We start from the raw sequence: 23,954 nt of genomic DNA on the forward strand, positions 1-23,954 counted from the left end.
TCTTTTATTATGTCCACATTTTTTAAAAATATTACTATTGTATAGACAGGAGTGTATATATGGAAAGGTTAATATCAGTTGTTACAGGGGTTAGCCATGAACATGGAATAGGAGCAGCCGTGTGTAAACAGTTGGCAGAAGAAGGTCACGATGTTTTCTTTACGTGCTATCAGGCTGATGAACAATGGGCAGAGGAATTTCGAACGATGTTAGAAAGCTTTGGCGTGAAAAGTCAGTATGCCGCAGTTGATTTATCTGAATCTCACGCTGCCTCCAGTCTTTTAGATCAAGTTATTGATTCCTTGGGTTTTCCAACTGTAATTGTGAACAATGCAGCTTATTCGACGAGGGATGGATTTGCTGAGCTTGATGCAGAGAGCTTAGATGCCCACTATGCGGTGAATATGAGGAGCACGTTCCTCCTTTGTACAGAATTCGCCCGCCGTTATGAAACCCTCGGAAAGAAGAAGGGGAAAATTGTTAACTTAACCTCTGGTCAAAATCAAGGACCTATGATAGGAGAACTTGCCTATGCCTCGACTAAAGGAGCAATTGCGGCTTTTACTGTTACTTTAGCTGCCGAGCTTGCTCCTCTAGGGATTAATGTTAATGCAGTGAATCCCGGACCAACAGATACTGGGTGGATGACTGAAGCAATCAAGGAAGAATTGCGGCCGAAATTTTTATCAGGTCGTATTGGAGTGCCTGAAGATGCTGCCAAACTCATTGGATTTCTTGTCAGGGATGAAGCCGATTGGATTACTGGACAGGTTATTAATTCTGAAGGGGGATTCTTAAGGAAATAACCGGGGGATCCTGAACAAATCAGCGAGATAGAAGAGGAATGAGGCGCTAAGGGGAATGAAGGAAATGGGTATTTCCATTTCCTTAATTTAGTGTACTCAGGTTAACTTCATATGCTGTCCGGATTCCTGATTCCACTCCTCCTTCGATCCAGCCGTGAAAGTCAGATGTATGTTCCCCTGCAAAATGAAGTTTACCTTCAGGATTTCTTATAAAATCAGCGATATTATTTTCTTGTCCAGGGGTGAATAAAGTAAAACACCCTGCAGAGAATGGATTTTGACTCCAATTGAAAGAAAGGCTTTGTAAGTACTCACGATAAACGATAGGTCCGTAAACTTCTGCCAGGTCCCTTAATACATATTGGGTGATTTGATCCTGCGTTAAACTATTCCATAACAAGGCATTCTGTCCCCAGCTGTAACTGGCCAGTAAAACGCCGGTAGAAGTATACCTGCTTGCATGGCTTGGGATATACGTAAAACGGGTAGGCCGATCAGAAATGATATTCCCATATCCTAACTGCTCCCAAAACCGGTTCTTAAATTCTATCCCAATTTTTATAGAAGGTACCATCATAAGTTCCGCTATTGCCTGGCGCTTTTTATAGGAAACGGAATCAAAAGGAAGGATTTCAATAAACTGCAGTACGGAAAATGGAAGAGTGATAATCGCAGCGTCCCCTTTGAATAGACTGGTTTTCCCAGTTAAAAGGTCTTTAGTTTCAAAAATTACTCCATCATCATTTTGGTAGATTTTTGTTATTTTTTGATTAAAGTAAATATCATTTTCTAGTTGGTTTAAGAACGATTTGGGTAGTTGATCATTTCCTCCTAAGATTTCAAAAAACTTAGTCTTTTTATTAAAAATAGGATAAATAATGTCCGTAAGAATATCGACAAACGAGAATTCTGGAAACCCTTCAATCCCTAAGAGGACGTTGATCATCCTTATCGCGTTATTTGACATGGAGGGACCTAAAGGATTGTTGGCTAAATACCTTCCCATGGAATAGTCAGAGTATTTCTTTTTAAGTTTTTCTTTTTCTTCAACAGTACTTTTATCATATAAGTCGAGAAATGGCTGAACGGCAAGCTGTAATAGTTCGGTCGCTGTCTTTCCTTCTTCCCAGTCGGCCAGCGGATAATTGAGTATCTCCGGATCCTTCTCATAATCACCTTGAGTGGTTATGACATTATTGACAAAAATAAAATCCTTTGGCGAACTGTTATTAAATGGGTTTAGTACCAGGTTAAATCTCTTAATATACTCCAAAACGAGGGCATGATTACTTGGAATTCTCATTGCTCCCATGTCTAAATAATTGCCATCAGTAAAAGGATACCTAACTGTAAAAATCCGTCCGCCTACCCGGTTATTCCCTTCAATGATAATTACATGATAGCCCGCTTCTTTAAGTAAAGAGGCGGCCACAAGACCAGAAATACCTGCTCCGGCAATGAGGATTGTTTTGGGTTCCTTTGGTTTTTTTAGACCGTTTTTAATGATGGAGAGCATATCTTCTGGATAATGTAAGTTCGTATAATTTTTCAATCTTTCTTCCAAACCATCCCCTCCTTTTATTTACATTTTATGAATACTATTAGGAGGTATGCTTGAATTATCGATCTGCCTTTATCCGTTTTACGTTTTACACAAATAAGCAGACTTCTCCCTGAATAAGATGACAGTAGAATGCAAAGAGAGGGGGGAAATATTTGCAAATTCACGTGGTTCAGCCTGGGAATACATTGTGGAGTATCGCTCAGAACTACCAGTCTTCCATTAACCAAATTGTTTTGGTGAATGGCTTGGATCAACCGGATGATTTAGTGGTTGGGCAAGCTCTAGTGATCCCAGAACCATCGAGAGAATATATCGTGCAGCCCGGTGATACATTGTGGGGGATTGCGAACCGTTATGGGGTGTCGGTCCAGCAGCTTGCAGCGAACAATAATCTTTCTAATCCTCAATTATTATTCGTCGGAGAGTTAATTAAACTGCCTTATTGGTACTATACTGTTCAGGCAGGAGATTCCCTGTGGGGGATTGCAAGCAAGAATGGAGTGTCCATAGATCAAATAGCTCAACTGAATAATATTGCAGAGCCTGGATTGATTTATATCGGTCAAACAATAAAGATACCAGCTAAGACTCTGACCTCAGCAGAAGTAAATGCTTACACGACAAATATTAATGAGCAAGGTACTCAGGAAGTCCTTTATTTAGGGAGAAACTTCACTTATCTGTCGCCTTTTATGTATGCAGTCCGGTCAAACGGGACCATTACAAGCATGGAGGAAGAGGGTTTACTAGAAGCAGCCAGACAAAATAATGTAGCTCCTTTAATGGTATTAACTACCTTCTCGGGGGGCACATTTGATTCAGACTTAGCGGCGTCAATTCTTAGAAATCCAGAATTGCAGGAAAAGTTAATAACCAACGTGTTAGCGGAAATGGAAGCAAAGCAGTATACCGGATTAAATATCGATTTCGAATATGTTTATCCAGAAGACCGTCAAAATTACAATGATTTTTTAAGGAGAGTAGTGGGCCGCTTGCATCCCAAAGGATACACCGTGTCTACAGCTCTAGCTCCTAAAATCTCAGGGAGTCAATCAGGACTGCTATATGAAGCCCACGATTATCAGGCACATGGAGAGATTGTGGATTTTGTAGTATTAATGACCTATGAATGGGGATGGGCAGGAGGCGAGCCATGGGCCATTGCTCCGATCAATAAAGTAAAAGAAGTACTGGATTATGCAGTAACCGTTATTCCTAGACAAAAGATCCTAATGGGCGTCCCACTATACGGTAGAGATTGGAAAATTCCTTGGGTGAAAGGAACTTATGCCAGAACAGTGAGCCCAAAGGAAGCTGTTCAATTGGCAGCCAGATACGGAGTGGCCATTCAATACGATGAGAAATATCAATCACCCTACTTTCGATATAGGGATGAAAACGGTCAGCAGCATGAAGTATGGTTTGAAGATGCACGAAGTGTCCAGGCTAAATATGACACGATTAAAGCCTATGGATTGCGTGGAGCGAGTTATTGGGTACTAGGCAGCTCTTTTCCCCAAAATTGGCCAGTACTTCAGACCAATTTTTCAATTAAGAAAGTGTAAAAATAGCAGGAGGCAGATGGCGCCTCCTGCTATTTTTTATTATTCAATTCCATTTGGTTCCATTCCTCATTGACTACAAATGCCAGGTCATCATTTCCGAATAATGATAAGACTTCTAATAGAGTTTCTACAGAAATTTGATGAGCTTCAGCTTGGGGGAGGGTTAATTCTGCAGCATCCTGCAGAGCAATATTGTCTGCTTGATTTGGATAAGCCTTCTTATAAGTTTCAAAAGGATCCAGTTCATTGTTCACACACCATTGAGCAAATATTAATATCATCTTTTGTTCGTCTTGCTTATAGTGGTGAATAATCTGCTCGTCCATTGCCTTCCTGTCCATTGCTTAACCTCCTGAAAGTCAATTAAATTGGTTCGCTGAATAAATAGATTATCTAGAATCTCTTAGAGGATGGATACTTTTCCACTCTCTTATTCCTATTTTAGCATTAGTATTACTTGCTGTCTTCTATGATTTAGTATGCTGTCAATAAGGAATCTGACAATGTATGAAACACCTACAAGCTAAACGTACATTAAGAAAATTTTCTACAGGAGAAGATCGTTTTTTTATTTGGCTAAGACCATTCGCTTCTCTTATTCAGCCAGGGAAAGGAGTGCTCAGGAATTGGAAGATCTAGTGCCCTGCAAATGGGCTCCCATCCATCAGAAGCTTTCCACTCGAGCAGGCGATCAGCAGGAACGCTCCTTCTAACTTCATCATTATGTGCAAGATAAGCATTTATCATAGTGGACCTATCATCCCAATGGGACGTTCCAGTAAATCTTTCTAAGAGTTTGATAAGGTCGCGGCCCTCAGTCCAATCCTCTTTCTTGGCCATGCGGGCTGGCCGCAAAATAGTTGATGCTACGCTCGTCCACCAATCCTCTACATCTTCCCGTACGGACAAAAGGACCAGGGCATTCGGATTTTCTTTGCTTAGCTGTTGCCAAAACATGGACGCCGGCCAGTCTACTGCTGCCGAATACTCGTCCATCAGTCTATCCCAGTCGGTCGTTCCTGATTCAATAGCTTCATTCCATCCTTTCCCGAGATCAAAGGGGTGCCCCGGTATAGCGCTCATATGACAGCATGGTCCGCCAAGAAGTTCTTCTAGGGCAGACTTAAGAGAACTCGTCCCTGTTCTTGGGAGACCTGCTCCTACAACTTTTAGATTCATATACGAAACCTCCTTAGTGACTTTAGTCCATTCCAGTATACCATCAGTTAAATCGATGATGACAGTTTTTCCAAACGATGGGTTCATCCTAAACAATAGAGGAAAAGAACAAAATTTCCATCCATAGAACAGTGGATTACTCTGTATCACCCTCCTCTGCACGATTCGATCGGGTGTTCATCATGATCCATAAAATGGTAGACTAATTATAGGTTCATAAATATCGAAAAATGGAGGGTGACTCTATGGAATTAATCTTTGTCAGACACGGGCAAGGTCAGCACACTCTTAGTCCTCCGGAAAGTTTACAGCATAGAAATCCTTCCTTGACTGAGGAAGGAGTAAACCAGATTACTCTCCTGAAAAAGAATCTTCCTTTGAATCAGGGAGACCTTATAGTGAGCAGCCCTACTCGGAGAACAATAGAAACGGCCACGCTTCTGGCAAACGGTATAAATGAGATGATTACCATTAGTCCCGCAGTTTCACCAAGAATGTTCCCTCAAAATTCGAAATGGAAAACACTCCCTTGTGATAAAACGTTAGATAAAGAGTTCCTTAAGAAGGACCTTCCCAGCGTGGAAGTAGAAGACTGCTCTTCTGAAGAGTTGTGGAGAAGGGGGATAAATACTATACCAGAACACGTTTTTAAAACGATTGGAAATCAATTTCTGGATTGGTGCAGACAGCAGCATAAAGAAAAAATATTCATTGTCTCTCATGATGGAACCATTACTTCGTATCGTCAATTAATTACCGGAAGTTTACTATCAAGAAAAGACTTTCTTAAAGACGGAGGGTGGGTACGCGTGTATTGTTGAAGGACTGGGAGGATAATATCGGCGGAAGTTTGGTTATATCGTCGGAAAATAGAATATATCAACGATAAATGAAATATATCCACGAATTCGAACAGTTTATCAACGAATCAAGAAATATATCAATAAAACCACCTATTTCATCCACTACCCGGCAGAAAAATTAGGTGATTTTATTTGGTAGCTCATCAAAATACGTGTAGATAAAAGCAGGGAAACTAAGGGATCTTCTCACCATCCTTTCCTGGCACAGTACATTATTATTTAGAAACGAACTTATTACCAGTTACCCAATATCTCCAGGGGAAATGGCGGGCTTCTCCTGAATTATCGATTCCGATACGAGGTCCTTCAGAAATTTGTTCAGGTGTGAAACCCGGAAGAATATAAAGGGGAGGCGAGTCAAGAGGGCGCCCATAATCCTGTTGAGTAATTCCAAGTGCTTTTGTGAGTTTCCCAGGTCCGTTGGTCAGCTCTTTTTCCTTTTTGTTTCCTCTTCTGAGATACATTAATTCCTCACCTTTCACAGGCTCAACGGCGCGAATGAGAACAGCTTCAGGCTTCTCTTGTTTCCCGCTGACTACATTCACCAGACAATGCGTGTGCATGACATATGTATAAGCATAACCGGCAGGGCCGAACATAACCTCCGTTCGGTTTGTTCTTTTATTATTAAAGCTATGGGCTGCCTGGTCTTCCGGTCCCATATAAGCTTCTGTTTCTACGATAAATCCAGAGGCAGTTCCTTCTTCTGTTTCCTTTACTAACTGACAGCCTAGTAAGGATTTTGCTAATTTCAAAGTTGGTTGTTCATAAAATTCTTTTCCCAATGTATTCATTTTCATCTTCCCTTCTCTTTTTCAATTTCATTCCTTTTCCTCAGGATAGTTAAACTAAAAAAGACGTCCCGCCAATATCAGCTATTTACTGTTGAGAAATCACTAGGTTTTTGAAATCATCCACTTAATTCGAATGGTAATGGATAGATATTTTCTTCGTTGTTTAAGAGTTCACAGCAGGAACAGGTAAGAAGCGATATTTTTTAGGGAGAGGTAGCCATGATTATAAAGAAAATTTCCTGCCAAGTACATGAGCACAAAAAGCCATTGTTTTCTCGAGCACAAGAAGAATGGAAAGAAATCCTGCCTACAGCTGGATTTCTAGGACAGCTTGGCGGCTGGAGTCTCAGCGATCCTTTCACGGCCAATATTTTTGCCTTCTGGGAAGAAGAAGCTTCTTATGAAAGTTTTATGAATGAAGCTCATGACCGCATTTATCATAATTCCGGCCAGGAAAACACCTATTTTTCGATAGATACAGAACTCTTTCAAGTGGAACAAGACCTGTTGAAAGGGATGTCAGGTTTGAGATCTCTCATCCAGAAGGCACGTTATATTCGCACAGCGTTCACACAAGTGAAAGAAAACAGAATCAACCACTTTCTTGACATGCAAAGAAACGTTTGGAATCCGGGCATGAAGCGTGCAGAAGGGATGATTGGTGGCGTTGTATGCCGTTCGCAAAGAGATTTTCAGAGTTTTCTTATCTTTACAGGATGGGAAAATCATTTATACCATCAGATGTACAGGCTACATCTTTTTCCGCATTTAAAGCATAAGGCTGCCCCACAGCAAGACGTGAATCACCTTTCTGGGGAGAGCTTTCCCGTAGAAGAAGGCTGGCGGGTTGTTTCATCCGAATATTAACAATCCGTCTAAGGTTTATGCGCGTGCAGAGGAGAATTATTTCCTTTCTAACATTTGCGGTTGGATCGATGAAGAAAGTTATCCAGCTGGTATGTAAAAAAACATCAGCGCTCTTAAGTCTGACCAGAACGCTGATGCTTGGCATTACCTCATAAAAAAGGAGAAGACACCGAAAAGGACGGCGCTGATCCCTGCTCCAATAAGCGCGGGGGTAAGCTTTTTCTTCGAATATTTGATAACATCAAGATCCATGATGGTACATAATGTAACAGAGTTATCGCTAAGCGGGGAAGCAAACGCGCCGAACGTTCCGCTTGCAAACACAGCCCCAATAACGAGCAGAATATTAACTCCGGCATCATTAGCAAGTGTGATCCCCAGTGGCATAAGAAGCCCCCACGTTCCCCAAGAAGAGCCAATGAAATAAGAAATGAGCCCTCCGAGCAGAAAGATTACAGGTGCCACAAACATATGTGGAATCCAGCCGACGTGATTTGTAATGTAGTCTGAGAAACCAAGATCTTCAGAGACCGCAGACACGCCCCAAATCAGTGCCAGTAAAATGATAACGGACATTAACTCATTTCCGCCTTTAACGAAATGAGTGACAAGATCAGATACCTTATACTTTTGAAACATAAAATATCCAAACGTCAAAATAAAGGAAATGAGCAGGGATTCAAGCATAACCCCAAGAGCATCACTGCGAATGAAACCCTGGAAAAATCCACTTGCTTCTTTATGGCCATCCCACCAGCTTAAGAAGATGGTTAACGCAAGGAAGGTGATCAGCGGCAGGATTAAGTTCAGCGGTTTCACGGCTGTGTCTTCATCGTATGCTCTGTGACAAGCATCCAATCCTTCTTCCCCTTGCTGCTGTTCCGCGTTTTGACCGGACTCCTGCTGCATCGCTTCGTCCGACTCATCTTCTTTTGGCTTCTTAAAGAAGCTGTAATAAACCCCGATAAGGATCAGCACAAAAGAGAAAAAGTTGAAAGGGATGCTCTCTACATAAACAATGTAAGGCTCTTTGTCGATGCCGACTTCTTTCAGCGAATCTCCAATGGTGGTTACCATGTATCCTACAAAGGCAGTCGCTATCGGAACTAAAGCTACTACTGGATTGGAAGTCATTTCTATAGCAAATCCAATTCGCTGTTTCGACATTTTCAGCCGTTTTCTCAGTGCCTTCATGATAGGAGCAACGGTTACAATTCGAAAATCAGGATCACTAAAGGTTCCAAGGGTAGTAATCCAGGTAAGAAACATGGCACTTTTTTTCGTTTTCACTTTGTTGCTGACTAAGTGAACAAATCCTTTTATTCCGCCAGCAAATTTAATAATGCTGATTAACCCAGCAAATCCGTATAAAAAGATGATAATTCTTATATTACTTGATTCTATAACGTTGTCGACAATGTAGGATAAAGCTGTCTTGATTCCTCCTAATAAACTGGGATCGATAATGTACGACCCCACCAGTAATCCTACAAATAGTCCTGGCTGAACTTGTTTAGTCAAGATTGAAATTGGAATAACTAATAAAAAGGGGATTAAGGCAACCCATGCATGATCCACTGTGATCCACTCCATTTCTAACTGCATACTTGGCTATAGTATGGGTAAGCAACGACTATATCATGTAATGAATCGCAGTCTTATTCTTTTTAACTTTATTTACTTTTTCTAGAAATTACATGTATACGAAGAATGCTCTCTTTTGTATAATAAGAACAAATGTTCGTAAATAAGGTGGAATGATTTATGGATTACTCAATGTATCCACGCAATGACGTATTATGTATAGACATGCGGTCCTTTTATGCAAGTGTGGAATGTGCCAAGCGAGGTCTTGATCCTAAAACGGCCCTGTTAGCGGTAGTGGGGGATCCGAGTCGAAGTGGGAGTATTGTGTTAGCCGCCTCCCCAACCTTAAAGAAGAAGCATGGCATAAGTAATGTGAGCCGTTACTTTGAGTTACCTGATGATCCTAACCTTGTGGTAGCCGAGGCCCACATGGGAGATTACCTGGAGGTGTCGGTCGAAATTTCTAAAGCGATTATGAATTATGTCCCTCCAGAAGCTATTCACGTTTATTCCGTAGATGAGCTGTGGGTAACAGTTAATGGAATGAGAAGTTTATACGGCGCCCCCCGTGAAATTGCCAGCCTGCTGCAAGCTCAGATCAGAGATCAATTTGGCATAGAATGTGCGATTGGAATTGGAGATAATAAATTTTTGGCAAAAGTGGTTATGGATATTCACGCGAAGAAAGCAAAGGATGGGATTGCGGAATGCCGTTATGAAGATGTTGAACATTTATTATGGCCTGTTCCCATTGAAGAAATTTGGGGAATTGGGAGACGCATGACCCGCAACCTGAACCGAATGGGCATTCTTAACTTAGGTCAGCTTGCTAAGCACCCGCTCAAATATTTACAGAAACACTTTGGAATTATGGGGGAACAATTCCATTATCACGCCTGGGGAATTGATTTAAGCCCGGTTATTGGAAATTTTGTGAAATCTGATCAGAAGAGCTATGGCCATGGAATTACTTTGTTAAGGGATTATGAAAAAGATGAAATTTATGCTTGTTTTCTTGATTTGTGCGAAGAGGCCTGCAGACGAGCAAGAAGGGATAATAAAGAAGGACGAACGATCCATTTAGGACTGGGCTATTCTAAAGAAACGGGGGGAGGATTCAGCCGGTCCATGTCGATTCAAATTCCTACAAATATTACGATGGATGTTTATCGTGTAATTATTAAGCTTTTTGAACGCTTTTATGATGGGATAAGTAAAATAAGGCGTGTCTATGTTTCATTAACGAATTTAAATGAGGAGTCCGATGTTCAATTGAGCCTGTTTAGGGACCGAACTAAGGAAAAGGATGTGGGAGAAGTCATGGATGAAATTAGAGATAAATTCGGATCAACGGCTATCCTTAGAGCCACCAGCTTTACAGAATCAGCAATTACCAGAGATCGCAGTAAAAAAATTGGCGGCCACAATGCTTGAGAGTATGCTTAAAAGAAGGGGAGTGGAGGTATTTTCATATTCATTTCAGTTTAATTACTTATACTAAAACATATAAAAAGAAAAGGAGTGAAATGAATGCTGTCCACACCGTTACATCCATTATTGGTCCATTTTCCAATCGCCTTATTATTTCTTGGGGCGATTACCGAAATTATTGCTCTGTTTAAAAAAGACTTCTTTGATAAAGCCAGTCTCTATCTTATCGGTACAGGTTTTATCACCGGAATATTCGCATACTTAACAGGTGATGGAGCTGAACATTATGCAGAAGCTCATCAAAGTAACGAAATTGACTCTATTGTCCATACTCATGAAACATTTGCGCTCACCACATTAATCATATTTGGGGTGTACTTAGTGTTGAAGCTGTGGAAATTTTGGAAGAAGCTGCCCCAATCGTTTTCCTATCTTCTAACTATTATCACCATTGCCGGAGCAATCACGCTGTCGATTACCGGGCATTACGGAGGTAAAATGGTCTATCCGGATCACCAGACTTCTAATCAGCAAGTCACCCACGATGATGATGATTAAGGTGAAGGAACCTAAAACCAAAAAGAGCATCCCCGCGTTCCAATGTAGTAAAACAAGGGTTAGAGATTTGGGAAAGCTAGGATGTTCGCGATCAAAAAATGACGAACCCTCAAACCACGATTCCATAGTGGTTTGGGGATTTTTTTATAACGTAATCGTAATAAATGGAAGATTTCAAGTTAATTATCGAAGGATGTGGTAATTTAGAAAAAAAGAGCATAAAGGAGGATTGCTCAGTAAACAAGAGCAGGTAAACGGTTATCCATGTGTTCAAAGTAATATCGGCCTTCTCCTCGTTTTTACGATTAATGAACTTCCGTTACGGCCGGGATCTTCAATGAAGGAGGGGCATGAGATCAAAGATAAGCTCACTAAAAACAGACACTTTCTGTAGTAAAGAGAATGTCCGTCTTTAGTGAGCTTATCTGGTATAATTATAAGAAAACTTAACTAAGCAAAGTGCTGGGAGGCAGTCGTGGAATGAAAAAAGTAGTTTATGCTGTAGTAGCTGTAATTATTCTGCTCTCCCTACTCGTAGGAATGTACAGGTTAATGAATTCAAGGAGTTATCAGTTATTTGGTGAGCTTACGGATCAAGTAGATACAGATGAAAAAAAAGTCGCCTTAACTTTTGATGATGGACCGACTGGAAAAGTGGAAGATATTTTGCCGCTATTAAATAAATACCATGCCAAAGCGACCTTCTTTTCTATTGGAGAGGAATTGGAAGATCACCTGGAAATAGGAAAGGAAATTGTGAAACAAGGGCATCAAATTGGCAATCATACCTACTCTCACCAAAGGATGATTTTTAAATCACCGTCGTTTATAGCGCAGGAAATTGAAAAGACGAACCAAATCATACGGAAGACAGGTTTCCAGGGGGACATAGATTTCCGGCCGCCAAATGGGAAAAAACTAATCGGACTACCCTATTATTTAATGACCCATCATATTGAAACGATTATGTGGAGCATAGAACCAGATACCCATGCTTCCACCGTCACAGCAAAAGTCAGGGAAGTAACCAAAAATGCGCGTAATGGTTCAATTATTCTATTGCATCCCATGTATGAAAAAGACAGCAAAGAACTAGAAGTGACTGAACAAATCTTGAAGAACTTAACAAACAAGGGTTATCGCTTTGTAACCGTCAACGATCTGCAAAAGCTCGCAAAATCAGATGGGGAATAAGCTTACTTTGTGCACCGGTAAATCCTGCAGACGAGTGGATTGTTCGAGTGAATAGAATAGGCTGTATGCTGTAGCCAGATATCATAATATTCCTTATCAATGTGATCAGATGGTGAGAATTCGGGAACTTCATTGGCCCCTGGTTCGAATGGTGTCTGGTTCACTTCTGTAAGTTGAAAACCTGCCTTGGTCACGTACTCTTTCCACTCATCTTCGCAAAGAACTTTCTGCACTCCATAAAGGTCAAATACATCCTTCTGCTCCTCTTTAGAAAGAGGCTGTGCTGCTGTCATTTCTATCATGATCAAGCGTCCGCCTGGCTTTAGAACTCGAAATAACTCAGGAAGCGTTTGGCTGATAGTAGTAAAGGAAACGACGGATTCTGAGATCACGATATCAAAGGATTCATCTTCAAACTCAAGGTTTTCAGCATCCCCCTGCACAATAGTAACGCAGCTTAGATCTTGCTGAAACCTATTCTTGGTTTTCTCAATCATTAATGGATGCTTATCCACCGCTGTAACTTTGCAGCCAAATGTCTGCACGAGAAAGAATGCCGTCTGTCCCGTACCGCAGCCTATGTCAAGGATACGAGTGTCTGGATGAATTTGTTCCTTTTGTAAAAGCTCTTCTGTTAAAGGAAGCCCGCCTGGATGAGCTCCGCCGACACCAAATAAAGCTAAAAAATCCAAATATTTATTTTTCATTGTTTTCCTCCAACCTTCGTGGTTACCCTAACTTCAATTTATGTAAGAAGATGGCTGGCGTGAAAAAAACAATAAATCTAAATCACAATCAGCTTCCATTTGTGTGCAAAAGGAAAACTTTTCGATCGTAGCTCAAATGCGCTATTATTTATGTAGAGGCAAGTGGTGGTTTTTAATGATAATTGACATTTTAAGGAGTGGTCGAGTGGAAAGATGGTATTCTCCCCTGATTTTAGCTTTCGTTATTTTTCTGATTGGCTATGGTTCCAGCGGCGTAATGATAGGATTTGCTATGGGGATGGGAGCCTTGGTCACAGGAGTACTCGTTTATGCATTTTTGAAACTAAAAGGAAAATAAGCAGGCTCCAGAGAAAACGGAGACTGCTTTTGATTATCCTTATGCTTTTGTCTTGTAGGCAGTATTTGCTGTATTTAAGGATTGGTCACTTCCAAAAAGGAAATGCTTTTCCATATCTGGAGAGTACACTGAGTTCACCGTTTCCCGCCCTACAGTTTCTGCCACCTCTCGCAGCATGCTAGGGGAGGCTCCACAGCACAGTCCGAAGTAATTGACCCCGATTCGATAAGCATCCTTTGCCCATTCCGCTAGTTCGTACCGATTGCAGTACAGAGGATCCAATGAGGTAGGGAAGGTTGTTTCCGTCGGCAGGGAACAGGAACATCCACCATCAGGCAAGTTGAAAAAAGTCGGGTGTTCTGCTGATGTTCTGTATGGAATAGGAAGGGCGCCCACGTAGCCATCGACCGTATTTCTTATTTTCTCGACGTAAGGCTGCATAGTGGCCGGTCCTCGGAAACAGTTCATGCCGACCACTAAAGCCCCTTGTTCTTTGAGGAGGCGGCAAGCTTCTTCCACCGTATAGCCGTCTCTCAAAATATTTTCACCCATCAGTCCAAAAGTAATCACGGCCGGAAGCCCCTGGTTTTGAATCTCTTCCAAGGCAATTTTTGCTTCTTCATAATAGTAAAAGGTTTCACCATTCACAAAGTCGACGCCTTCTTCTTTACACCATGAGACCATCTCTTTAAATATATTTCTGATCGAATCCTTCGAGTCTTCATCTTCTGGATTAAAAAGGTTCGTATTGGAAATATTGCCCGCTACAAGTGCCTCTTCAACGGGGTGCTCCTGAGCTACTTCTTTTGCCAGTCGAATGGCCTGCCGATTTAAGGGTTCAAGCAAATCCTCTTTACCAATGATTCTCATCTTTTCACGGTGACCATTATAAGTAAAAGCAAGCACTACATCAGACCCTGCTAACATATAGTCACGATAGGTCTGTTTCAAGGCTTGGGGATTATCAAGCGCTACTTCAGGCACAAAGGATCCAGCTTGAAGATAACCTCTCCTTTCGAGTTCGAACAAATACCCTTCTCCACAAACCACCGGACCTGCTTGTAAACGTTCTTCTAATGTTCTTTTCATCATACAACCCAACACCCTTCTTTTTAATTACATTCAAATAAAAAACCGCTCTTCTAATATAAGAAGAGCGGTATTATTCCATAGGCTCCTCTTATCTTTCAGATTTCTCAATCTGCAGGAATTGGCACCAGCTTCAAGTTATACTTGAAAGGTTGCCGGGCATCACAGGGCCTAGTCCCTCCGCCGCTCTTGATAAGAGTTAATATTCAAATTATTTGACTTGCTAGAAATTATAGAGACGATCCAAAGACTTGTCAATGATTTTTCTGAAAATTTGATAAGAAAGGGGGGATCTAGAGATAAACTGGCCTATGAACAAAGAAGCTGGGGATTGCCTGAAGCTGATTTTATACGTAAAAAAGCTCCTCCTTTTATTGTAAGGAGGAGCGGCAATCACTCAATCATTACTTCTCGACAAGGAGACGTAAGGGAAAATAGGGTCTCTTAATTGGAACTCATACGTTCTTCCATCTACAATACCTACAACTTTGTTACTGTCGTAAAGCTCAAGCATAAATTGAGCCATCTCTTCTGCCGTATGGAATTTTGGAACGACATCGTTATAATCAATATCCTCGTCCGTATCTGTGGAGCGTTTTAAGAACTCGGTTTCTGTTGCAGCGGGTGCTAGAACTTTTACTTTCATCGCTGCTCCTTTTCCTGCAAGCTCCTGGGCTAATCCTTCTGTAAAGGCACTAACAAAGAATTTAGTAGCACAATAAGTGACTGCACCTTCAACGATTGAATAACCTCCGCCTGAAGAAATGTTAATTAATTGGGTTCCTTCGGTATCGGCATAGTCTCTAGCAAATAAAGTAGAGAGTATGGTCAAAGCTTCGTTATTTAAATGCAGCATTTTTTCAATTTTAGGAAGATCCTGATCAGCGACAGGATCAAAGTTGCCAAATCCCGCATTATTAATGAAGGTTTCCAGCTGATATTGTCCTAATTTTTCATATAAATGGTACACATTCTCTGTTATGGATAAATCAGCAGTTAGAACAACCACGTCTAATTCACCATTTATTTGAGAGATTTCTTCTTTAATTTCTTCCAGATTCTCTTTTCTCCGGGCAACCAGAATTAGATTCTTTCCCCTTTCAGCAAAAGCTAATGCTGTTTTATATCCAATCCCTGAGCTCGCTCCAGTAATAACGGTGTATTTCATAGCAAATTCCTCCTCATAGGGTAATCTATATGGTACGCTATTATCATAAATCTTAAAGTGCACTTTAAGTCAACTATTAATGCATCCTAAAGTCAGGAGAATAACTTATGTACTCGATAACCGAAGTATCTGAACAGTTAGGTATTAAAGCTCATACCCTCCGTTATTATGAAAAAGAAGGGATTATAGAGCCCGACAGAAATTCTTACGGAGTTAGAAAATACAAGGACTCTCATGTTACATGGTTGAAATTTGTTAAAAAGCTTCGTGAAACAGAGATGCCGATTGCCCAAATTAAGGAATACGTAAAGCTGGTGCAGGAAGGGGATCACACGACTCTCGAACGTTTACACCTATTAGAAGATCATCGGAGTTATATCCGAAACCAAATTCAGGAGTTAAAGGAAACCGAAGAGATGCTCGATAAGAAAGTAAGAACCTACAAGGAATGGATTGTTAAGCAGGGTTCTTAATGTTGGAACACCTACGATAAAACTGAGAAATCTTCAAATGTATGTAAAAACGAGTAAAAAACAAATTTATATATATATATCAACTATAATGTGCTGCAGGGAGAGGTTTCACCGGTACAAAACCAATATCCTTTCTTAGTAAATTCTGATCTTCGAGTTGTGGAAATTTTATAATAAATGTAAAATTACACTTAAGTAAATAAGTCTTACTAGATCCGAAGGGGATGTGATTGGTGACTTTAATGGTCGTTGTTGGTCTGAACTTATTTATCTTGGCAGGCGGAATCATAAGTTACATTGCGGCAAAACAAGGGATGAAGAAGGATAAAAAGATATTAGAGAATGTGCTTTTAGCCTTATGTTTTAATGGTTTATTCGGGATTATGAGTGCGGTGTGGTGGTTTGACTATGCAGGACCAATTAATGAATTCTTACTATTTGGAGGGTTGCTCCTCATTGCTGGTGCCACGTTTGTTTGTCTAATCATTCTTACTCTAACTTTATTAGTAAAGAAAATGACCTTCATAGCAGGAAAAGACAACCTTATTTAAGTGCTTGAATCTTAATAGTTGGAAATTAATGAGCAGCTGAAGGATGAGCATAACAAGAAAATCTTGAGAGAAGGAAAACCTATGGCAAATGCGAAAGAGATATTAGAACAAAATAGGCAAAGCTGGAATACAGTTGCGCATCATTTTAATGGGAAAGATGCCCTTCCAAGTTACGGACCTTATACTCAAACAGAAGAAGAATTAAAACTGTTCGAGGATCTACAGGGTAAAAGAGTGCTGGAAATTGGTTATGGAAGCGGCCATTCTTTGAAATACATGGCGTCCAGAGGAGCGAAGGAATTATGGGGAGTTGATTTATCCGACTCGCAAAAAAATGCAGCGGAAGAATTGCTAAAGGATCAGAACCCCCAGCTTTTTTGTGCAGCAATGGAAACGGATATCAATTTACCGAAACATTATTTCGACTATGTGTATTCGATCTATGCTATAGGGTGGACGACAGATTTATCCGTTACTTTTAAGTTGATTTATTCCTATTTGAAAGATGGCGGATCATTAATTTTCAGCTGGGATCACCCTCTATATGCGAACCTGAAAAGTGAAAATGGAAGGGTTCACCTTGAAGGATCGTACCAACTAGAGGGAGAAAAGCTAATGGAAAATTTCAAGGGAGAAAAGGTTGATATGGTTATTCACCGCCGGAAGATGGCTACTTATATCAATGAATTAATAAATGCAGGGTTTTCTATAGATACAGTGATTGAGAGTGACGTGTCCGCTGCATTTGAAAAAGAGGAAGCGGAAGTCTCTGATCGTTATTATTCGTTATACAAAGCTAGGAAGTTTCCCACAACTATGATTATTAAAGCTAGTAAGAGATCGTAATATTTATTGTATTGAGGGAGGCAACGTCTACTTCGGGGATACCTATATAAGCTTGAAGAATTCTTAAAAAGGAATGCCGTTTGAAAACTCACTTTATTTCTACTACCCGTAAGGTGAAGTGAAAAAAGAGGAGGATACTCGTGACCCCTGTCCTAGCAAATTCATTAAAGAATTTAATTAAAGAAGCATTTGAGGGACCGCCTGTGCCGGTAAAGGAAAGCTGGTTTACGAATACTGAACCGAATTCTGGCATTTTTGGTGCCCTGGAAGGTGTAAGTCATGAAACTGCTTCTGTTTCCGTTTGCGGCGTAACCTTAGCTGCTCATGTCGACCACGTCCGCTATCATATGTGGGGAACCAATGAACTATTATCCACTGGAACTTTTCCCAAAATGGACTGGGCAAAAAGCTGGAAGATCAGTGCAGTAGATGAACAACAATGGAATCACATTCAAGAAGAGTTACAAGGTGAATATGAAAGACTATTGGATGCCATTGACTGGATGGAATGGAATGAAAACCTTGCTAATGAGGTTACTGGTTCATTGGCTCATTCCGCCTATCACCTTGGATCCATTCGTCAATTATTAAAATATGCGAATAAGAAATAAGCAGTTTTAAAACAAAAATAGAGATTGATGGCTAGTCTTAAGGGGATGGTTCTCGCAAAATAGAAAGTCCCCTTTTAAAGGATAAGTTGGCTTAAAAAAATATACATAAAAATTAGAATGCTTATTACTATAGGAGGGGATAGGATGTCACCCTTAACGTATTCAGAACGCTGGGATATTCGTTCTATTTTTGATGTTTCTGCAGATTCGTGTGACATATAGGATCATTTAAACTCCATCAATCAGGAAGTCGCAGAGCTTGAAAGGCAAGTTGACAATCTAGAACCGTTAAATAGCGATAGGGGACAATTGAAGGAAACTATTCAAATGGTGGAAAGGTTAAAAGAATACGTATCACAGCTCTCTTCTTTCTTAACTTGCCGCCGGGCAGAAAAACCAGAAGATCAGAGGGTCTCCAACTGGAAAGAAAAATTGTCTGGCATAAATGTCCAATTTAACTTGTCAGTTAGCCGACTCCAAAAAGGGTTAGCTGAACTCGATGAAATGTCTTGGACAAAAATTTTGAACGATGAAGATTTAAAAGAGTACCTATTTATTCTTAATGAATGGCGTCAACTAGCACGCCTATTGTTACCAACACGTGAAGAGGAAACCATTGATCTGCTAGTTGAGGATGGATATCACGGTTGGGGCGAGTTATATCATTCTTTGGCAGCTGATCTACGAGTCAAGCTCTACATAAATGGAAAGAGTGAAGAATTATCCATTGCCCAAACGAGAAATTTGCGATCTCATCCTCAAGAAGAACTCCGCAAGCACTCCTGCGAACAGCTAAATAACACGTGGAAAAACAATTCTACCGTTATATCTTCTATCATGAATCGTATTTCCGGAGTCCGTACTAAAGTAGCTGAAAGGAGAGGCGGGGAGAAAGTATTAGAAGAATCTCTACGCAAGAATAGAATCAACCATCAGACACTAGATTGCATGTGGAAAGTAGTAAGTAAAAGTAAACAACCCTTTATTCAATACTTAAACAAGAAAGCAAAAGTATTGGGGAAGTCGTCTTTGCAAGCCCATAATTTCTGGGCACCCATGAATGAGGAAGTAAAGTCAATGAGTTACAAAGAAGGTGTCGATTTCATATTAACTCAATTTTTTAAATCAGGGTTGGAACTGAAAACCTTTTCTCAGCAAGCGATCCAGAGAAATTGGGTAGAAGCCGAAAATCGCACTGGTAAATCTGCCTACGCATTTTGCGCGGGTTTTCCAATATCAGGGGAATCCCGCGTTTTCATGACCTATGGAAGCCATATTACAGATACGCTTACATTAGCCCACGAATTAGGTCATGCCTTCCATAACCATACTTTAATGTCAGTTTCCCATTTAAACAGAGAATATCCGATGGTGTTAGCAGAGACTGCTTCTACTTATTCGGAGATGATTGTGTTAAATGCAGCATTAGAAGAAGCCCATACAAAGGAGCAGAAGTTATTCTTGTTAGATGAAAAATTAAAGAGAAGTGTCATGAACTTCATGGAGATTCACACAAGATTTATATTTGAATTAAAGCTTTATAATAAGAGAAAACAAGGATTTGTGCCTGAGGATGAGTTAAACAATATGATGAATGAGGCGATCGATGAAGGATATCAGGGATCTATAGATGAGTTATCTATATATTCATGGGCCTCAACTCCGCATTTTTATATGACAAAGACCCCGTTTTATAATTTTCCTTACACTTTCGGATATTTACTTGCTATGGGGATTTATGCCAAAGGGGTAGAAGAAGGTGCGGACTTTGAAACCTCATACATAGAACTTCTTAGAGATTCCGGACGCATGAATGTGGAAGACTTAGTCATGAAGCATTTAGGTGAAGACATAACTAAAGAAGACTTCTGGGAGAAAGGTATGCGCCGCTGCACTAAGGATGTGGAAGATTTCATTAAAATTAGTGAACTTACTAATCATTCAAGATAATTGGCCAGTGGTTTATTTATAGAATCTAAGACACTAAGGAAAGAGAGTAATTCTGCTTCAAGGTTATACTAATAATCTAACCTGGCCAGGAAGTGGTATGCAATCAATTGACTTATCCAACGAGAAAGTACCAACTATAAAACTTAGGCTATAAGGGGATGAAACATGGAGAAGAGAATCCTGTTAATAGAAGACGATGTGTCGATTAGTGAAATGATTCAAAGGTATTTGCTGCAAGAAGGCTACCAAGTGGAATGTGCATTTGATGGGGAAGAGGCAGTAAATAAATTTGAAAAAGTTCCTTATGATTTAATTCTTCTCGATCTAATGCTGCCTAAACTGGATGGCATAGAATATTTACAAAAGATTAGAGAACAAAGTACGCTGCCGGTGGTCATTGTTTCTGCTAAGGATAGTGACGTAGATAAAGCGATTGGACTAGGTTTTGGAGCAGACGATTATATAGCTAAACCATTCTCTATGATTGAACTTTCCGCAAGAGTGAAAGCTGCGATAAGGAGAGCCAATTATCCGACGCAGAAGGTTAGTGTTAACGAGACGATTAAACGAGGCGATGCTGAGCTCGTTTTAAAAAATTTTTCCTTCCGTAAACAAGGGAAGGAGATTAAGTTAACAGCTAAAGAATTTCAGATAATGAAGTTATTATTTGATCATCCAGAACGAGTGTTTACGAAAGAGCAAATTTATACGTCCATTTGGAAGCAGGATTATTTTGGCGAAGAGAATGTCATCAATGTTCATATTCGCCGATTAAGAGAGAAAATAGAAGATGATCCATCGGACCCGAAGTATGTAATTACGGTTTGGGGAATCGGATATAAACTGGGCGGTTATTGAGATGATCATCCTATTGACAGTAGTCATATGTCTTCTGATTTTAGTGATTCTTATGCAATTTCACAGCAAAAACAAAAAAAATAAAGAAATTACATACGTTTATGAAAAGCTTGAAACGATTCTAGCGGATCGAAGCTCAGAGAAAATTCTTCTTTTTACAGACGATACTGTTATGAAAGAGCTAGTGACTACACTCAATCACTTGTTGAGATTGAAAGAAGATGTCTATTCGGAATTTAAGCGAACAGAAGGCTCCATGAAGAAGATGCTTTCGAATATCTCCCATGATTTAAAAACACCGCTCACGGTGGTACTCGGATATTTAGAAATGATCACTTCTAAATCCAATCATACTCTAAGTCAAGAAGAAAAAGAGAAGATGCTAACCAAGGTCTATGAGAAAGTAGAAGATCTGCTTGTACTTATCAATAAGTTCTTTGATCTGGCAAAGCTTGAATCCGGCGATAAAGATTTTCCGTTGTCGCGTATTGAGATTAATGAGATCTGCCGGAATAACATCCTAGGTTTTTATGAAATGATTCAAACAAAGGACATGGAAGTATCTATAGAAATTCCCGAAACCCCTAGTTATGCGATAGCTAATGAAGAAGCTTTAAATCGAGTCCTGAACAACTTAATTTCAAATGCGATTCGTTATGGCTCAGAGGGTAAAATTATTGGTCTGAGAGTTCTCACAAAGGAACGGTTAATTACTATTGAGGTATGGGATCGAGGAAGGGGGATCGAAGAAGCATACCAAGAACAAGTGTTTGAACGAATGTACACAATGGAGGATTCGAGAAATATAAGATATCAAGGAAGCGGCTTAGGTTTGACGATTACAAAGCGGCTTGTGAAGAATTTGGGCGGGCAATTAACCCTGCACAGTGTTCCCTATGAAAAAACCACATTTTCTATCCAATTAGGACGAATCAAATAAGCGGGTAGGTAAAAGTAAGAATTAAGTAAGAAATATAACACTTTCCTGAAAGAACTCTTCGATATACTTGGCAGTGTACCTAATTAGAAGGGAGCAAGCCGCTATGTCCTATGTGTTAAAAACAAATCAATTGTCCAAAGTTTTTAAAGGAAAAGAGGTTCTGTCAGATGTGAACATGAAGATTAAGAAAGGAGAAATTTATGGGTTACTAGGACCAAACGGAGCAGGTAAAACCACATTAATGAAAATGTTTATAACCTTAATGAAGCCCACGAACGGAGTCATTGAGATATTTGGTAAAGAACTTAATCATTCCTCTTATGAAGTATTGAAGCGAATGGGGTGTTTAATTGAATACCCGATCTTTTATGAACACCTATCCGCTCGGGAGAATTTGGAAATCCACTGTGAATACATGGGATACTATGATAAACAGTCCATCGATGAAGCTCTTGATTTAGTAAATTTATCAAACCTAACGGATAAGCCGGTGAAAGAATTCTCGCTTGGCATGAAGCAGAGGCTTGGAATTGCAAGAGCAGTCGTTGCGAAACCCGAATTCATTATTCTTGATGAACCCATTAACAGTTTGGACCCAAAGGGAATTAAAGAACTTAGGGATGTTTTTAAACGATTAAGTGAGGAGAATGGTACCACACTTCTCATCTCTAGTCATATTCTAGGTGAGATTGAAAAAATTCTAGATACGGTAGGAATTATTAAAGAAGGAAAGTTAATAGAGGAAATTTCTATGGAAGATCTACGGAGCAAAAGCACCATGTATCTTGAATTAAAATTGTCAGACTGCAAACAAGCTGCCTATCTCTTAGACCATAAGTTAGGCATACAAAATTATAAAATTATTGAAGATCAACTTTTGAGAATTTATGATGAAGACTTTTCGCAATCCCTAGTAACTAAAACACTCCTCTCCAATGGCATAGAAATAGAAGCCATGAACAAAAAGTTTCTATCGTTAGAGGATTACTTTTTAACTGTAACGGAAGGAGGAATTATAAATGCTTAAGCTCATAAAGCTCGAATTAAAAAAATTTAAAACGAACTGGTATGTAAATGGGGCTCTGATCGCCACCCTTTTTATGGCTATCGTTATGTCTGTGCTTCCCTATGTAGAACGAACCTTTGATAACGCTGTAGTGTTTCAAAATTACTCGGAAGCCTTTCATGCGATAAACACAGCACAAAGTTCGATTTTCATCGTGTTTGCTTCTGTTTTAATTGCCAAACTGATCATCGATGAGTATAAGTTTAAAACCATTACCGTCCTTTTTACTTATCCGATCAGCCGGAAGAAAATGATGACTGCCAAACTGCTACTTATCGTCTTGATGACCTTTGTGACCATTCTAATTTCCAGCATAGTTGTCACAGTTGTATTTATTACAGCAGAAAAAATGCTGAACAATATCAATGAACCACTCACCTTCCAACTGCTCACTAGGCAGGTCATAGGTATCACCACGACTTCACTAGCTGCTTCGGGGATCGGTTTAATCCCGTTATTTTTCGGAATGCTGAGGAAGTCGGTTCCCGTGACGATCGTTACTTCTCTTATCGTTGTTTCCGTCCTGGGGTTTGATTTGAATAATTTTCAAATGGAACAAATCATTGCTATTCCATTAACTTTTTGCACCATAGGTATAATCGTCGCTTATATAGCAGTACGGAATATTGATAAACAAGATCTTATTTAGACAAAAATATATTATACAGCTCGCTCAACCCATGTTTTTCACTACCACTTCCATGAATGGACCCCAAGAGTTAATATAAAAGCTTGGAGTCCATTAGTGTTAGGAAAAATTTTGCTGAAACTGGAACAGAAGGAAAATTAGTGAGAATTAACAATTTTTGCGTAAAAAAGCCGGCTCCCTGCTGCTGGACCCGGATAATTACATAAAATGATAGTTTAAGAAAGAACTTGGAAAAATTTCCAGGTTCTTTTATATTGTACATTTGCAGAGAGGATGATAT

General features: G+C 39.9%; 25 protein-coding genes and 1 riboswitch. Of the genes, 17 read left to right on the top strand and 8 right to left on the bottom strand.

What is annotated here, in order from left to right; genetic code table 11:
- Positions 1–59 precede the first annotated feature (59 nt).
- Positions 60–806, top strand: coding sequence for an SDR family oxidoreductase (locus Q7A53_RS03370; RefSeq protein WP_411787691.1), 747 nt, complete (start codon positions 60–62; stop codon positions 804–806).
- A gap of 82 nt (positions 807–888) precedes the next feature.
- Here Q7A53_RS03370 and Q7A53_RS03375 read toward each other — a convergent pair whose 3' ends face one another.
- Positions 889–2,370, bottom strand: coding sequence for a flavin monoamine oxidase family protein (locus Q7A53_RS03375; protein ID WP_411787692.1), 1,482 nt, complete (start codon positions 2,368–2,370; stop codon positions 889–891).
- A 152-nt stretch (positions 2,371–2,522) separates the two neighbouring features.
- Between Q7A53_RS03375 and Q7A53_RS03380 the strand changes: the two genes are divergently transcribed.
- Positions 2,523–3,935 (top strand): LysM peptidoglycan-binding domain-containing protein, encoded by a 1,413-nt coding sequence (locus tag Q7A53_RS03380; protein WP_411787693.1) that lies wholly within the window; start codon positions 2,523–2,525, stop codon positions 3,933–3,935.
- A gap of 29 nt (positions 3,936–3,964) precedes the next feature.
- On the opposite strand, the gene Q7A53_RS03385 is transcribed toward Q7A53_RS03380, so the two are convergent.
- Positions 3,965–4,276: a hypothetical protein gene (locus Q7A53_RS03385; RefSeq protein WP_411787694.1), complete on the bottom strand. Its 312-nt coding sequence runs from the start codon at positions 4,274–4,276 to the stop codon at positions 3,965–3,967.
- Between the two features lie 235 nt (positions 4,277–4,511).
- Complete coding sequence (locus Q7A53_RS03390; RefSeq protein WP_411787695.1) at positions 4,512–5,114, bottom strand: sulfotransferase family protein; 603 nt, start codon at positions 5,112–5,114, stop codon at positions 4,512–4,514.
- Between the two features lie 245 nt (positions 5,115–5,359).
- On the opposite strand from Q7A53_RS03390, the gene Q7A53_RS03395 reads away from it, so the two are divergent.
- Complete coding sequence (locus Q7A53_RS03395) at positions 5,360–5,935, top strand: histidine phosphatase family protein (RefSeq protein ID WP_411787696.1); 576 nt, start codon at positions 5,360–5,362, stop codon at positions 5,933–5,935.
- A 257-nt stretch (positions 5,936–6,192) separates the two neighbouring features.
- Here the strand turns inward: Q7A53_RS03395 and Q7A53_RS03400 are convergent, their stop codons facing one another.
- The gene (locus Q7A53_RS03400; RefSeq protein ID WP_411787697.1) at positions 6,193–6,777 is read right to left on the bottom strand and encodes a DNA-3-methyladenine glycosylase; all 585 of its coding nucleotides are present in this window, start codon (positions 6,775–6,777) and stop codon (positions 6,193–6,195) included.
- A gap of 213 nt (positions 6,778–6,990) precedes the next feature.
- On the opposite strand from Q7A53_RS03400, the gene Q7A53_RS03405 reads away from it, so the two are divergent.
- Positions 6,991–7,638, top strand: coding sequence for a YdbC family protein (locus Q7A53_RS03405; RefSeq protein ID WP_411787698.1), 648 nt, complete (start codon positions 6,991–6,993; stop codon positions 7,636–7,638).
- Between the two features lie 144 nt (positions 7,639–7,782).
- Here the strand turns inward: Q7A53_RS03405 and Q7A53_RS03410 are convergent, their stop codons facing one another.
- On the bottom strand, positions 7,783–9,216 hold the full coding sequence (locus tag Q7A53_RS03410) for a Na+/H+ antiporter NhaC family protein (protein ID WP_411787699.1): 1,434 nt from the start codon (positions 9,214–9,216) through the stop codon (positions 7,783–7,785).
- Between the two features lie 186 nt (positions 9,217–9,402).
- On the opposite strand from Q7A53_RS03410, the gene Q7A53_RS03415 reads away from it, so the two are divergent.
- From Q7A53_RS03415 to Q7A53_RS03425, 3 genes are all read left to right on the top strand, one after another.
- Complete coding sequence (locus Q7A53_RS03415) at positions 9,403–10,659, top strand: DNA polymerase IV (RefSeq protein WP_411787700.1); 1,257 nt, start codon at positions 9,403–9,405, stop codon at positions 10,657–10,659.
- A 96-nt stretch (positions 10,660–10,755) separates the two neighbouring features.
- Positions 10,756–11,214 carry a DUF2231 domain-containing protein gene (locus Q7A53_RS03420; RefSeq protein WP_411787701.1) on the top strand — a complete coding sequence of 153 codons (459 nt, stop codon included), beginning with the start codon at positions 10,756–10,758 and terminating at the stop codon, positions 11,212–11,214.
- Positions 11,215–11,694: 480 nt separating this feature from the next.
- Positions 11,695–12,408, top strand: coding sequence for a polysaccharide deacetylase family protein (locus Q7A53_RS03425; RefSeq protein WP_411787702.1), 714 nt, complete (start codon positions 11,695–11,697; stop codon positions 12,406–12,408).
- A gap of 2 nt (positions 12,409–12,410) precedes the next feature.
- Here the strand turns inward: Q7A53_RS03425 and Q7A53_RS03430 are convergent, their stop codons facing one another.
- On the bottom strand, positions 12,411–13,115 hold the full coding sequence (locus Q7A53_RS03430) for a class I SAM-dependent methyltransferase (protein ID WP_411787703.1): 705 nt from the start codon (positions 13,113–13,115) through the stop codon (positions 12,411–12,413).
- Positions 13,116–13,320: 205 nt separating this feature from the next.
- Here Q7A53_RS03430 and Q7A53_RS03435 point away from each other — a divergent pair, with 205 nt between their 5' ends.
- Positions 13,321–13,473, top strand: coding sequence for a hypothetical protein (locus tag Q7A53_RS03435; RefSeq protein WP_411787704.1), 153 nt, complete (start codon positions 13,321–13,323; stop codon positions 13,471–13,473).
- Between the two features lie 39 nt (positions 13,474–13,512).
- On the opposite strand, the gene Q7A53_RS03440 is transcribed toward Q7A53_RS03435, so the two are convergent.
- Complete coding sequence (locus Q7A53_RS03440; protein WP_411787857.1) at positions 13,513–14,562, bottom strand: homocysteine S-methyltransferase family protein; 1,050 nt, start codon at positions 14,560–14,562, stop codon at positions 13,513–13,515.
- An 88-nt stretch (positions 14,563–14,650) separates the two neighbouring features.
- A riboswitch (SAM riboswitch) is annotated at positions 14,651–14,761 on the bottom strand.
- A 198-nt stretch (positions 14,762–14,959) separates the two neighbouring features.
- Positions 14,960–15,730: an SDR family NAD(P)-dependent oxidoreductase gene (locus tag Q7A53_RS03445; protein WP_411787705.1), complete on the bottom strand. Its 771-nt coding sequence runs from the start codon at positions 15,728–15,730 to the stop codon at positions 14,960–14,962.
- Positions 15,731–15,837: 107 nt separating this feature from the next.
- On the opposite strand from Q7A53_RS03445, the gene Q7A53_RS03450 reads away from it, so the two are divergent.
- The 9 genes from Q7A53_RS03450 to Q7A53_RS03490 all read left to right on the top strand — a co-directional run bounded on the left by Q7A53_RS03450 (position 15,838) and on the right by Q7A53_RS03490 (position 23,674).
- Entirely contained in the window at positions 15,838–16,203 is a 366-nt protein-coding gene (locus tag Q7A53_RS03450; RefSeq protein WP_411787706.1) for a MerR family transcriptional regulator, read from the top strand.
- Positions 16,204–16,433: 230 nt separating this feature from the next.
- On the top strand, positions 16,434–16,754 hold the full coding sequence (locus Q7A53_RS03455) for a hypothetical protein (RefSeq protein WP_411787707.1): 321 nt from the start codon (positions 16,434–16,436) through the stop codon (positions 16,752–16,754).
- An 81-nt stretch (positions 16,755–16,835) separates the two neighbouring features.
- Complete coding sequence (locus Q7A53_RS03460) at positions 16,836–17,600, top strand: class I SAM-dependent methyltransferase (RefSeq protein ID WP_411787708.1); 765 nt, start codon at positions 16,836–16,838, stop codon at positions 17,598–17,600.
- Between the two features lie 140 nt (positions 17,601–17,740).
- Positions 17,741–18,211 carry a hypothetical protein gene (locus tag Q7A53_RS03465; protein WP_411787709.1) on the top strand — a complete coding sequence of 157 codons (471 nt, stop codon included), beginning with the start codon at positions 17,741–17,743 and terminating at the stop codon, positions 18,209–18,211.
- A 327-nt stretch (positions 18,212–18,538) separates the two neighbouring features.
- Positions 18,539–20,161: a M3 family oligoendopeptidase gene (locus Q7A53_RS03470; protein WP_411787710.1), complete on the top strand. Its 1,623-nt coding sequence runs from the start codon at positions 18,539–18,541 to the stop codon at positions 20,159–20,161.
- Positions 20,162–20,326: 165 nt separating this feature from the next.
- On the top strand, positions 20,327–21,019 hold the full coding sequence (locus Q7A53_RS03475) for a response regulator transcription factor (protein WP_411787711.1): 693 nt from the start codon (positions 20,327–20,329) through the stop codon (positions 21,017–21,019).
- A gap of 1 nt (position 21,020) precedes the next feature.
- Positions 21,021–21,959, top strand: coding sequence for a sensor histidine kinase (locus Q7A53_RS03480; protein ID WP_411787712.1), 939 nt, complete (start codon positions 21,021–21,023; stop codon positions 21,957–21,959).
- Positions 21,960–22,062: 103 nt separating this feature from the next.
- The gene (locus Q7A53_RS03485; protein ID WP_411787713.1) at positions 22,063–22,986 is read left to right on the top strand and encodes an ABC transporter ATP-binding protein; all 924 of its coding nucleotides are present in this window, start codon (positions 22,063–22,065) and stop codon (positions 22,984–22,986) included.
- Complete coding sequence (locus tag Q7A53_RS03490) at positions 22,979–23,674, top strand: ABC transporter permease (RefSeq protein ID WP_411787714.1); 696 nt, start codon at positions 22,979–22,981, stop codon at positions 23,672–23,674. Before Q7A53_RS03485 ends, Q7A53_RS03490 begins: the two co-directional genes overlap by 8 nt.
- Positions 23,675–23,954: the final 280 nt, after the last annotated feature.

The organism is Halobacillus rhizosphaerae, assembly GCF_046719735.1.
Taxonomy (GTDB): domain Bacteria; phylum Bacillota; class Bacilli; order Bacillales; family Halobacillaceae; genus Halobacillus_B; species Halobacillus_B rhizosphaerae.

Bases quoted from the DNA above. Each gene is read 5' to 3' on its own strand.
- Q7A53_RS03480 (WP_411787712.1), top strand. From the start codon at position 21,021: ATGATCATCCTATTGACAGTAGTCATATGTCTTCTGATTTTAGTGATT.
- Q7A53_RS03405 (WP_411787698.1), top strand. From the start codon at position 6,991: ATGATTATAAAGAAAATTTCCTGCCAAGTACATGAGCACAAAAAGCCA.
- Q7A53_RS03400 (WP_411787697.1), bottom strand. From the start codon at position 6,777: ATGAAAATGAATACATTGGGAAAAGAATTTTATGAACAACCAACTTTG.
- Q7A53_RS03460 (WP_411787708.1), top strand. From the start codon at position 16,836: ATGGCAAATGCGAAAGAGATATTAGAACAAAATAGGCAAAGCTGGAAT.
- Q7A53_RS03390 (WP_411787695.1), bottom strand. From the start codon at position 5,114: ATGAATCTAAAAGTTGTAGGAGCAGGTCTCCCAAGAACAGGGACGAGT.
- Q7A53_RS03420 (WP_411787701.1), top strand. From the start codon at position 10,756: ATGCTGTCCACACCGTTACATCCATTATTGGTCCATTTTCCAATCGCC.
- Q7A53_RS03485 (WP_411787713.1), top strand. From the start codon at position 22,063: ATGTCCTATGTGTTAAAAACAAATCAATTGTCCAAAGTTTTTAAAGGA.
- Q7A53_RS03385 (WP_411787694.1), bottom strand. From the start codon at position 4,276: ATGGACAGGAAGGCAATGGACGAGCAGATTATTCACCACTATAAGCAA.
- Q7A53_RS03440 (WP_411787857.1), bottom strand. From the start codon at position 14,562: ATGAAAAGAACATTAGAAGAACGTTTACAAGCAGGTCCGGTGGTTTGT.
- Q7A53_RS03475 (WP_411787711.1), top strand. From the start codon at position 20,327: ATGGAGAAGAGAATCCTGTTAATAGAAGACGATGTGTCGATTAGTGAA.
- Q7A53_RS03415 (WP_411787700.1), top strand. From the start codon at position 9,403: ATGGATTACTCAATGTATCCACGCAATGACGTATTATGTATAGACATG.
- Q7A53_RS03430 (WP_411787703.1), bottom strand. From the start codon at position 13,115: ATGAAAAATAAATATTTGGATTTTTTAGCTTTATTTGGTGTCGGCGGA.
- Q7A53_RS03490 (WP_411787714.1), top strand. From the start codon at position 22,979: ATGCTTAAGCTCATAAAGCTCGAATTAAAAAAATTTAAAACGAACTGG.
- Q7A53_RS03445 (WP_411787705.1), bottom strand. From the start codon at position 15,730: ATGAAATACACCGTTATTACTGGAGCGAGCTCAGGGATTGGATATAAA.
- Q7A53_RS03470 (WP_411787710.1), top strand. From the start codon at position 18,539: ATGGTGGAAAGGTTAAAAGAATACGTATCACAGCTCTCTTCTTTCTTA.
- Q7A53_RS03425 (WP_411787702.1), top strand. From the start codon at position 11,695: ATGAAAAAAGTAGTTTATGCTGTAGTAGCTGTAATTATTCTGCTCTCC.
- Q7A53_RS03395 (WP_411787696.1), top strand. From the start codon at position 5,360: ATGGAATTAATCTTTGTCAGACACGGGCAAGGTCAGCACACTCTTAGT.
- Q7A53_RS03450 (WP_411787706.1), top strand. From the start codon at position 15,838: ATGTACTCGATAACCGAAGTATCTGAACAGTTAGGTATTAAAGCTCAT.
- Q7A53_RS03370 (WP_411787691.1), top strand. From the start codon at position 60: ATGGAAAGGTTAATATCAGTTGTTACAGGGGTTAGCCATGAACATGGA.